The 10,661-nt window shown below is 43.9% G+C and carries 7 protein-coding genes; 1 reads left to right on the top strand and 6 read right to left on the bottom strand.

What is annotated here, in order from left to right:
• Window positions 1-301 precede the first annotated feature (301 nt).
• Window positions 302-469 (top strand): hypothetical protein, encoded by a 168-nt coding sequence (locus U9Q77_09845; GenBank protein ID MEA3287660.1) that lies wholly within the window; start codon window positions 302-304, stop codon window positions 467-469.
• A 59-nt stretch (window positions 470-528) separates the two neighbouring features.
• Here U9Q77_09845 and U9Q77_09850 read toward each other — a convergent pair whose 3' ends face one another.
• The 6 genes from U9Q77_09850 to U9Q77_09875 form a co-directional block, all read right to left on the bottom strand.
• Entirely contained in the window at window positions 529-1,845 is a 1,317-nt protein-coding gene (locus tag U9Q77_09850) for a T9SS type A sorting domain-containing protein (protein ID MEA3287661.1), read from the bottom strand.
• A 76-nt stretch (window positions 1,846-1,921) separates the two neighbouring features.
• Window positions 1,922-3,208, bottom strand: a complete 1,287-nt coding sequence (locus U9Q77_09855; GenBank protein ID MEA3287662.1) for an IPT/TIG domain-containing protein — start codon at window positions 3,206-3,208, stop codon at window positions 1,922-1,924.
• A gap of 46 nt (window positions 3,209-3,254) precedes the next feature.
• Complete coding sequence (locus U9Q77_09860; protein ID MEA3287663.1) at window positions 3,255-4,238, bottom strand: PorV/PorQ family protein; 984 nt, start codon at window positions 4,236-4,238, stop codon at window positions 3,255-3,257.
• 28 nt (window positions 4,239-4,266) lie between these two features.
• Window positions 4,267-5,250, bottom strand: a complete 984-nt coding sequence (locus tag U9Q77_09865; protein ID MEA3287664.1) for a hypothetical protein — start codon at window positions 5,248-5,250, stop codon at window positions 4,267-4,269.
• A 29-nt stretch (window positions 5,251-5,279) separates the two neighbouring features.
• A complete protein-coding gene (locus tag U9Q77_09870) occupies window positions 5,280-7,484 on the bottom strand; it encodes a hypothetical protein (GenBank protein MEA3287665.1) in 2,205 nt (734 codons plus the stop codon).
• 36 nt (window positions 7,485-7,520) lie between these two features.
• Window positions 7,521-10,661, bottom strand: a 3,141-nt coding sequence (locus U9Q77_09875) for a TonB-dependent receptor (protein MEA3287666.1), incomplete at its 5' end; no start/stop codon positions are given.

Genomic DNA, 10,661 nt, shown 5'->3' on the forward strand with positions numbered 1-10,661 from the left:
ATAAGTATTAACGGGAGACAAGTTAATCCTGAAGTGATGGCAAGTAATACCAAATTCAGCTCCAAATGGCCTGTAATTTCTTCATCTTTTACCGTTATACTTCACTTAATATTTTATCCATAGCTATGGCTATGCAAAAAACATGAAGATCGTATAACACTAAAATATTTTGAAATTAATAGACCCTTTAGAACTGAAATTGGTATAAGTAACTTTGGTGTACCAACCGCAAATTTCATTGACTTTTATTAAAGATGGTATTACTTGTCATTCAGCAGACAATAATCATAAGGATCCTATCGTGTTGAAAACAATCCTCATCTTATCCATTATCTCAATGGCAGTCTTTATTGCTGCTTTTTTACTCATGTACGTCTCAAAGGGGGTTCGTTTTAAAGGAGCTCACGCCCGAGGGGAACAAAAACGATATGATAAAGCGAAACGCAAGCTGAAGCAGTTGCAGGATTAGCACTTCATTAAAAAAGGCGAGGTCACCCTCGCCTTTTTTATTAAACATGTAAGTGAGTGTTATTTAACTAACGTCATGCTCTTGGTTAAAATAATACCATTAACATTCAGTTTGGCGATATAAACACCCGAGGCCAGGTTACTGCCATTAAAAGTCACTGAATATTCACCAGCGGCTTGATAACCCTGAGTTAATACTGATACTTCAGCACCCTTAAGGTTGTATACACGAAAATCAACAACACCGGCATCAGTCAGGACATAATCCATGGTTGTGCTGGGGTTGAAGGGGTTGGGATAATTGGCAGACAGCTTATATCCATGTGCGAAAGTGTCTGTATGTTCCCAGACACCAGTCGCGCCTTTTTCCAACCGGTAGATAGCGTCGGTATCCCAAGAATTGAAAAAGGTAACATAAGCAATATTGCCATCACTGGTAAAATCAATCCCACGTGGTTTGGCGCCTAAGTCAGCAGCACCAGGAACAAAAAGACTATCCATGATATTGCCAGAAACAGGATCATAGGCATAAAAACCACAATTGGTCCAGCCTGCTCCACCTGAATTGCCAGCCCAGAGATAATTTGTAACGGGTTGCCAGCCAGTAGCTTCTACGGCCATTCCACGCAAAACAGTATCGATCTGAGTTAAATAGTCACCATCAAGACCGTCATTACTATGAAACTTAATAACCCCATTGCCGCTGGTAAATGAACAGAAATAGATATCATTAGCATCAGCAGATACTTCAATGGTTCTGGAATAACCAGTACAGTAGTCACCGCTTACCAACTCATCAAGGAGTTCGAAATCAGTATCAAAGGCTTTGATGGGATTGCCGCCTGCAACTACCATGTTGGTATACAGGTTACCGTCTGCATCAAAAGCTGCTGCTGTAATGGATTCACCATCCCAGGGACCAGCTTCTGGATCAGTACTTGGGAAAGGCAGCAATTTCTGCATACCTGCACCAGTGGTATGATTGATGCGATAATAAACACACCATGAACCAGCCACAATGTTGCCATCAGGATCAGTTCTTAAGCCACGATTTGAATTCCATAGCGTATCTTCGACACCATCAACTGTGATAGTCTTGATGGGTGAAAATGATGCTTGAGTACCATCAGGATTGAATACATAAATAGCCCGACAAGACTCCATAACACCATCACCGACATCAACGGAATCGGCTGAGTAATAGCTGGTGTACCAAATCTTACCGGCACCATCAACAGCCATACCCTGGCCGTAGGATGCAGGCCAACCTGTGCCAGCACTATCTGGCGGTATTGTTCCTGTCCAGCCCCAGTCCTGACCAATGGCCAGTGAGCCGAAGACAGCAAGAACCAATACTACTAGTAACATCTTCTTCATTCTTTTCTCCTTCTGTTGGTTTGTTTCCTTAATAAACTAATTGCTTAAAACTGATTAAGCCACAATTTATTGTTAATTATAATTCTCGACCAAAATAACTTGCCCCAAACTCAGGTTGGGCAATTCTAAAGATTCCACTCTCTGGAGCACCTTCTGCATCAGGATTATCCAGGTAGCGTGAGCAATAGATGTATTTTGAATTTCCCCAGCATAGATAGGTGGCCGGTACGGATAAGACAGCCGTGTAAAATGGCTCAGCACTTCCGCTGGCAGGATCTACAATCGTGATCGCATTTCCAGCCTCATAGCCGTTGTCTCCGTAGAGTTCTTTGGCACCTACATACAGTTGTCCTGAGGCTGATATGACCATGGATTCTATCCCGGGACCATCTTCACCGACGTAGGCGGCCCAATCAAAGACCAATTCTGAAGCTCCCAGATCACCAGAAGCATTTGTGATCGGATTCCGCCAAATGCCCCACACGGGAACCTGGGCATCCAGGCCAACATATTCTCCAGCAACATATACATAATCGTTGTAAACCTTGAGGGCTGTGAATTCATAATCAACATAACCAACAACACCCCTATCGATACTGTCAGTAACGCAGAATATGGAGTCACCCTTACCAGCGGCAAAAAGATTACCATTTTGATCAAAATCTATGTCATAGACTTTCCCACTGAAAGCCATATAGGTCTCTTTTGCTCCGCCCCCTGGGGGAATTCTGTATATCTTTTTATAATTTCTGGAATAATACAAATATCCGCCAGGTCCAAATTTCATGCCGGTTGTCACACTGGGTAAACCAGAAGCATAGTCGGTTTTATTCCCGTCGGGATCAATTTTAAAGATCAATTTTTCATTTGTGGCAATGTAGGTGTTCTCATCCGCATCACAGGCAACAGTATGTGGGTCACCGGTTCCATATTCACCCCAGGTAATAGCAGCCCGTTCAAGCTTGAATACGCCACTGTATACGCCTCCAAGAAAGGCTCCCTGAACACTGACCATGACCTGAACAGAATCAACTTCGTTGATATCAGAATCTGTGATCACCACGGGAACACCCACTACCAGTGATCCCTCAGTTGATAAATTGGTATCAATTCTAGCTACCTTACCATTAAAGGTCACCTGAATATGTGATAAATTAGCGCCAAAATTATTGCCGGTAATGGTAACAATACCGATTCCGTCAAATGATCCATCCGGTGGATCAATGGCTGTGATGACCGGTTGTACATCTCCCTCATCTGAGGGATCCCAGATCTTATCAGGGTAATCATTATCAATACAACCCATCATGCCGATAAGACAGATGGCTGAAATTGAGCTGAGGATGATTCTATTGATTTTCATTAAGTTTTACTCCCACGTAAAGTCTATTTTGATCATTCTCGCCGCATCAATATGAAAATCTAGCGGTTATCACCTGAACATCATTAAAAATACCAAACGGTATGTAGGCATAGTCCAGAACTATTCCAAAATACTCAAGACCAAACCCAAAGGTCATATCACGTTCATCCCGGCTGTGTAGATAACCCGTTCTCAAACTCAGGAGATCCATAAAGGTGTATTCCAGTCCAATATTGAAATGTTCCGGATATGAGCGGGGATGAACAGCATCAACGCTGAGAAGCATGGCGTGCTGATCCGAGAACTGCGGCATAAAATTGGTTAGATCTGTGGAAAGACCCATGGTGAAAGTCAGGGGAAGTTGAAAATTCTCTTCCTCATACGCAATTTCGTTTGAGAAATTACGAATGCTCATTCCAAACGCGATTCCTTTGTACCCAGTGTCAAAATGAGTCCCAAAATCGTAAGCTGTCGCCTCAGTCATATTCTTTTTCACACTCAGGCTATCATCAATTTCAATCACGCTTTTGCCCAATTGCTGAGCGGCGTATTTGATCTGGAGTCCAACAGAAAAGCGATTGGATAAACGATAGGCGTATCCTGCACCCAGGGTTATGGCTGAAGGTTGAATAATATGAGTTTCAATACCGCCAGCTTCAATGGGCCAAACTGAAGCACCTTGGATATCACCATAATTCACACTCAAGGCTGAAAAGCCAATAACGCCAACACGCCCCCCCATGGGTTGGATGGCAACACTGATGGCGTTATGCATGATATCTGCGATCCATTGATTCTGGCTGGCTGTAATATCAACCGCTTTGTCCATCAGAGCTAATCCAGCCGGATTGAAATAGAGTGCACTGGATTGTGTCGGCAACGTGGTCATGGCCCCAGCCATGGCAGCTCCTCGTGCATCACTGGTCACACTGAGGAACTGAAATCCAGTCTGAGCCAGCTTATCCTCTGCGAAGATCGTGGGGATCAGCAGCAAGCTAACAAGTAGTACCGATATTGGTGTTTTAATCATTTTATAGTCCTCTTAATCGGCAATCGTTTTATTCATCACGCAGAATGACAACCCGGAAAGAATTACTTGTGGCAGTCTCCTCCCGTTCATATTCAATTAAATAGGTATCCTGATCCAAATCCCAGGCATAACGGAACTTGATCACTGGTTTCGCATAGGCAGTTTCATCCTGAGTGGCTGGTACTACTTCGTAATAACCAGCGATCAGTTCAGGACTAATGCTCATATTCTGAACTTCCACAAGTTCAAGCTGGTTGCCACTTAACCTGTACAGATTTACTCTGACCAGACCCAAACCATACATTACAATGCTACTGGAATTGTCACTTGCAAACAGATTGTAGCTGTTGGTTGTGGCTCCAGGGATTGCCACGGCATAGCAAGTATCGTTTACTGCTACTCTGAGTTCCTGACTTGCCAGAGCTGAATACAACTCTTCCAAACTTGGATCCGTTGTGGTGATACCTGACCTGATTGTATCCTTAACACCTGTTATTGTTTTGCTTAAGATAACAAATGGCAGATCATAGAGTCGGCTTAACAGAATATCCTTGGAATAGTTAGAAGTATCCATATTCGTTTCTGTGAGTGTATCGATAACCGAAAAAGTTGTGTCATAAACCAGAGTTGTGTCTCCACTTCCAGGGAATTCGATCACAAATGTTTCGTTTATATCCAGGTCATTTGTGTAGATGAAATGATAGATACTATCAATTGAGGTTATGGTATCTACGCCTGTTGTATCTGCGCCAAAGGTGGTATCAGTGGTCATCTGATAGTAGTCGGTCAAAACATCCGCCAGTGATAGTGTGCTATCATAGCTGACCTGCCACATCTTCCCGGTGGAAAAACCCAGAGGAAAGCTGACGGTATCACTTAGAGAAGCAACTGCCCGAGCATCAATCTCGCTGAGTTCATAGGTCTCATCCTTAAAGTCCTCGCAAGTAATGAAAGTGAGTGCTACTAAAGCCAGGATAAGATATTTGATTATTTTGCTTTGGATGGTATTCATGGATCTATCTCCATTTGCTCAGTTCAGGATTACCTGATAATGATGAATTTGCGATAAACAACTTCCCCGGAAGGTGCTTCAAAAGTTGCGATATATACTCCACTCACTACGATCTGACGTGAAGATGTCAACAGGTTCCAGGTTGATACACCCATACCGGCATGATCATGGGTGTAGATCAGGTCGCCCCGTTCAGTAAATATCTTGATCGTACAAGCTTCGGGTAAATTCCAGAATTGAATTGTGTTTTCAGCACCGACCCATTGTTGATTCCGGTTTCGAATATTATAAGGATTGGGTACCACCAGAATATTGTCCAGGTTATCAGCCGGTGGTCTCAACAAGGTCGCACCCTTGTTGGTCCTGGTGTAAAAGGGGCTGCTTTCCAACTGAACCCCCTCGTAAAATTCACCGGGATGATCCCCGTTATCGTATGAAACAATGTAGTAAAAGTACAATTGGCCTCTTTCGGCGCTGATGTCCGAGTACTCTTGAACCACATTATTATCAGTTAGATTGCAATCCATGATCTCTTCGTAAGTATCATATTTGGTACCCTTGGCGCGATAAAGTCGATATCCTTCAAATTTTGGATGGAAAGTAGCATTGTCCGCCCAATTCAGGAGAATACGAGTACCCTGTGATTCAATGATAAAGGAAGCAGGTGGCTCAGGTGGTCTATTATCACCGAGCTCCAACGCTTGATTATTATACAGGTCACGCGCCCTGGCAAAAGTTTCCATGAGCGAGTCACGACCGGTGTAAACCCAGGCATTCTTGTATTCATCAGGATCTGAAGTGAGTGAGCCATCCGGCAATTCCAGATCAGGAGATTCACCTAATTCATAAGTACGATACCAATTATTACCCACTTCATAATTACGCTCACGGCTAAGACCTCCGGCACCTTCTGCCAACACAATCCGCACACTATCCCCAGGTGCTAATGTATAGGGTCCAAATGACCAGGATTGTGAATAACCACCCGCGATGGAAAACTGATTCGGAAAGACATTTGCCTCTACCACTTGCTCAGCTTGACTCAAATTTTCATGACCTGCCGATACAAATGACTGGTACTCCGTTTTCATACGCATCGAGCTGTACTGATCATTATTGACTGTGGCAGCATCGTTTGATTCGATCTTCTGGGAGGTTGTAGGTTGATAAATATCATCTGTAGGGTCAGTTGGTGAGGTGTCAGCATGCAGCACTACAACGCCGGTAAATTGTGAAGCTCCCAGCATTCCATCGGGTAAATGACCCTGGTAATTTGGAGAGCCAATGTTGTCATAAATGGTTGAGAGATCCGAATGGCGACCATGCCAGGAATAGAAAGCCCGCATTATATTGCCATCATAATCGTACTCGTCGTAACTCATTTCACCCATTTCAGGGTAGATGGAACTGGTAACCGGATTATTGGGATCTTCACCGATCACATCATTCATGGTCTGGCGACCCCAACGACAATTCTGAGGAGTTCCCCAACCACGTCTTCCGCGCCAATCAATGCCAGAACCTTCAACATTACCTTCACGTGTTAAAGCATTGCGGTACTGCCAGTGAAAATAAACACTGTCCAAAGTTTCAGAATGTGTAATACTCCCATCAACATTACAAATACCAGTATTGGTGAAAACATATTCATATACAAAGAAATCGTCATAATAGTCCTGACTATAGCCATAGATTTTACGATCCATGCTGATTCCAGTTGATGTATTCACGCGATTGTAGATCATTCTATCAGATGGCAGGGTGGGATCCCAGACATCCACGTTGTCATCCCAAACCAGATCAGAAGCATCTTCGCCATCCACGACCACGGCAGGTGCTGCAAAGCGACCAATCATGCCGAAGCCTCCTTCAACGGGCATAAATTCACTGGTGGCAATTTCCACCCTTGGTCTGGGTCCAGCATGGGCAATTTTATATTCGTATTGAACCCCGACCACCGGATCATAATAGTCCTTGACAGCAATCCAGAATCCACGAGCTGCCAACATATCCTGATTCTCATAGAATGCCGGCCACATCAGACCAAACTGCTGCTCATTTCCATAATCTGATTCTGGCTCACAGCCAATTTTCTGGTAGAAATTATGCAGATCCCCAACTTTTATCCAGCGAACTTCGGCAGCGAACGAAACCGTGGTGAACACTATCATCACACTGGCCAAAACAGCAAACCGTAACCAGGACGGTGCGGCTTTCGGATTTAGAAATTTCATAGTCAACCTTTAAATATTACTAATATTAGTGTCAATTTAGAAATCATAGGACATTCTGAACCCGAGATAAATATCACGAGGACTCAGAAACATGAATGATTCATTGGGCGGATTATAGATATAAGCCTTATTATCCAGCGCGTGGTCAATATCGCTATCGGGAACGGCGGTCCAACCATCTGCCTCAGAAAAGTGCATGTAATCAGACTCGGAGTCAACCCAGTAATAAACGCCATCCTTGCCGTTGATCGTCTCACCGGCACTATTCAGCAAGCCTCCCAGCCATTCCATGGGCTGATAGGCAATATCAGTTTCACGAAAATCGCCCATCCGATCATCGCCGGCGATATGTTTTTCACCAAGCTCATCATAAACTGCTTCAGAGAAATGCAATGATTCCTCATAATAGACCCTGGAAATTGGAACCCCAAGACCGGACATGGACAGATGCCTGAAATTGAACAGGTTATAGGCATCAGCTAAAAATGTTATCCGCAGTTTGTTGAACTTGACGGTCTTGGATAGGCTGGCATTTACATTATATGAATCTTTCCAGCGCACATTATTGACAATCCCTTCAACCTTACCGTAAGTAGCATAAGAACCAGCCCGCCAGTGACCGGTAAAAGCCATGTTCCAGCCACCCAATGGATTCATGCCAACCAGCTTTGGTCCAAAAAGTCTGGGAGTATGCAGGGTGGCCGAATATTTCAGCTTTGGGAGTGGTAAAGGTTTATACTGCTTCTGGTTAACAACATTGGCTTCGTATTCGCGTTGGGTTGATAGATTCTGATACATCCGACGAACACCGAATCTACCTGAGCTATAAACAGAATAGGTGTAATTTACAAAGCCAGTGAGCCAGTCACCCCGGCGTTTGCGTACTTCGAATTCAACTCCACGAATATCCTGATAGAAATTATTGGAGTAGCGACCATAACTCACAGTACCATCAGCACTATAGTAGCTGATGGTTCCTGATTGATCGCTTTTATCTTTGTAATAAGCTGAAACATGTAACAGATAGGCATCAAACAATGATTGATCATAGCCCAGTTCGTAGGCAACTGTCTTTTCCATGGGTAGTTCTGGATCACCCACACTACTGATCCGATACCCCGTTACACGGCGCACACCAAACAGATTGTCTGGATTGAACCTTTGGCGCATGTGTCCATAATTAAAATACAATTTCGAAGTGGTGGTGATGGGGTGTGAAATACCCAATCTGGGTAAAACAGTGAACGAGCCTTTGGCAGGTTTGGTTGGGATCTCATCCTCCAGATCCGGATCATAATTCGAGGAATAGAAAGAACTCTCAAAGGGACTCACATCATACCAATCAGAATTGGGGTCAAAATATTCTCCCCGCAAACCAATGGTTGCGATCCATCCATCAAATTCCATTTTATCCTGAATATATATGCCTAACTGATATGGATTACGACTCCATTTTGACCAGGGTCGTCCATCTGGAAGCGCTGGATTAACAGCACCATAATTCATGTCATAATTAAAGAATTCTGCCTGAACTCCTGTTTTGATATGATTGTAACGATTGATCTGGTTAGTATAGTCAGATTTGATCTTAAATCGGGAGGTTATGGTGCTATCGCGAGAATTACTTTTCATCCCCATCATGAAGATACCACCGATCGATTCATTGGCTCGCCATTCAAAGCCAAAGGGGGCATCATTTGCCAGATATTCTGCATCACCAGGAAAGATGTCATTATCGCGTGTGCGATCCAGAACATCTCCAGGATTGGTGCTGTATTCAGTCTGTGAATATTCTATCTGGGTTTCAAAATAGGACTTACTTGAAATGATCTGGGTCAGCTTTCCAGAGATCATTCGGTTGTTGATCTCAGTTACACAGTAGTATTCAGGATAAAACAGTTTGCTTGATTGCTGAGAGCTACTTCCAAAGATTCCCGCTACATCCCACAGACCCTCAAAATAGCTGGGCTGACCGGTGCCACTGGATGAAGAAGCCTTAATATGCTTCACGATGGTGTTGACACTCAACTTGGTCTTGGGTGTAATATCCGAAGTAAGACGAAAAGTCCACATATAATCCCTGAAAGCATCCTCAGAGAGGGAAACCAGATAAGCCTTCTGATTGCTGTTAAAAGCAGTGAAGAACCTCAGGTTGCCCAACTTTTTACTGATTCCGGGTACTGGTCCACCAAACCCGGCATCAATGGTGTAGTCCGGTATGTTAATATTTCCATCCACCCGACTTTGCCACTTGAAAAGTCTCTGAGCACCTTCCGGTGTGAGATCATTCGTGGGGTCATCATCTGCCAGTGTGGAAGCGGAAATAGCGTTCCAACCACCAAAAGTTGGATATAATGTCTGGGTGTGTTCATCCCAGGCACCATTCTCCGTTCCCTCCCAACAGACCTCATCATCCAGATAGGGCCTGAGAAAATATGAATTGGGGTCATACATGGACGGTCCAAAATGTTTGGCTGCTGCCGGACTATATTTAGTACTGAATTTAAAACTGTATTTATCTTTATCGCCTTCACTGGTAACCACACTGATCAATCCAGCCTGTAGATCACTATACTCGGCGTTGAATCCACCTGACTGGATCATGACTTCCTGAACTGAGCTCAGCGGAATTCCCGAGATGGGCTTACCGGTTCGATCATCCTTTAAAGTGACACCGTCCATCATGAGGATCATTTCATCCTCACCACCTGAACGAATACTCATTCCCTCAACACCGGCTTGAAGACCTACAACGTCAGTAACACTGCTTACCGGCATATCCACAAATTCGCTGGCAGATATGTTGGTTTGACTGGAAGCAATATCCTTTTTTACAATGGGTCTTTCAGCCACGATGACCACTGTTTCTCCGGCCAGCATCTCCGTGCCCATCTCAACGTCTATAGTTGTGGTAAGATCCATGGAAACAACCACACCAGTGACACTTACAGGAGCATAACCGATATAATTGGTGTTTAACATATATTCACCTGGCGGTACATTCAGAATAACAAAATACCCCTCAATATTGGTTGCAGCTCCAACTCCCAACTCAGAAATGATCACATTCACACCAATAAGTTCCTCCCCAGTCGTGCTATCTGTAACCTTCCCCGCAATTTTCCCAGTTGTTCCGGAAAATAAAATTGAGACCATGCTCAAAAGGACAAGAATCTG

This window comes from Candidatus Neomarinimicrobiota bacterium (genome assembly GCA_034716895.1).
Lineage (GTDB): Bacteria > Fidelibacterota > UBA8477 > UBA8477 > JABMPR01 > JABMPR01.

Bases quoted from the DNA above. Each gene is read 5' to 3' on its own strand.
- U9Q77_09850 (MEA3287661.1), bottom strand. From the start codon at position 1,845: ATGAAGAAGATGTTACTAGTAGTATTGGTTCTTGCTGTCTTCGGCTCA.
- U9Q77_09855 (MEA3287662.1), bottom strand. From the start codon at position 3,208: ATGAAAATCAATAGAATCATCCTCAGCTCAATTTCAGCCATCTGTCTT.
- U9Q77_09860 (MEA3287663.1), bottom strand. From the start codon at position 4,238: ATGATTAAAACACCAATATCGGTACTACTTGTTAGCTTGCTGCTGATC.
- U9Q77_09865 (MEA3287664.1), bottom strand. From the start codon at position 5,250: ATGAATACCATCCAAAGCAAAATAATCAAATATCTTATCCTGGCTTTA.
- U9Q77_09870 (MEA3287665.1), bottom strand. From the start codon at position 7,484: ATGAAATTTCTAAATCCGAAAGCCGCACCGTCCTGGTTACGGTTTGCT.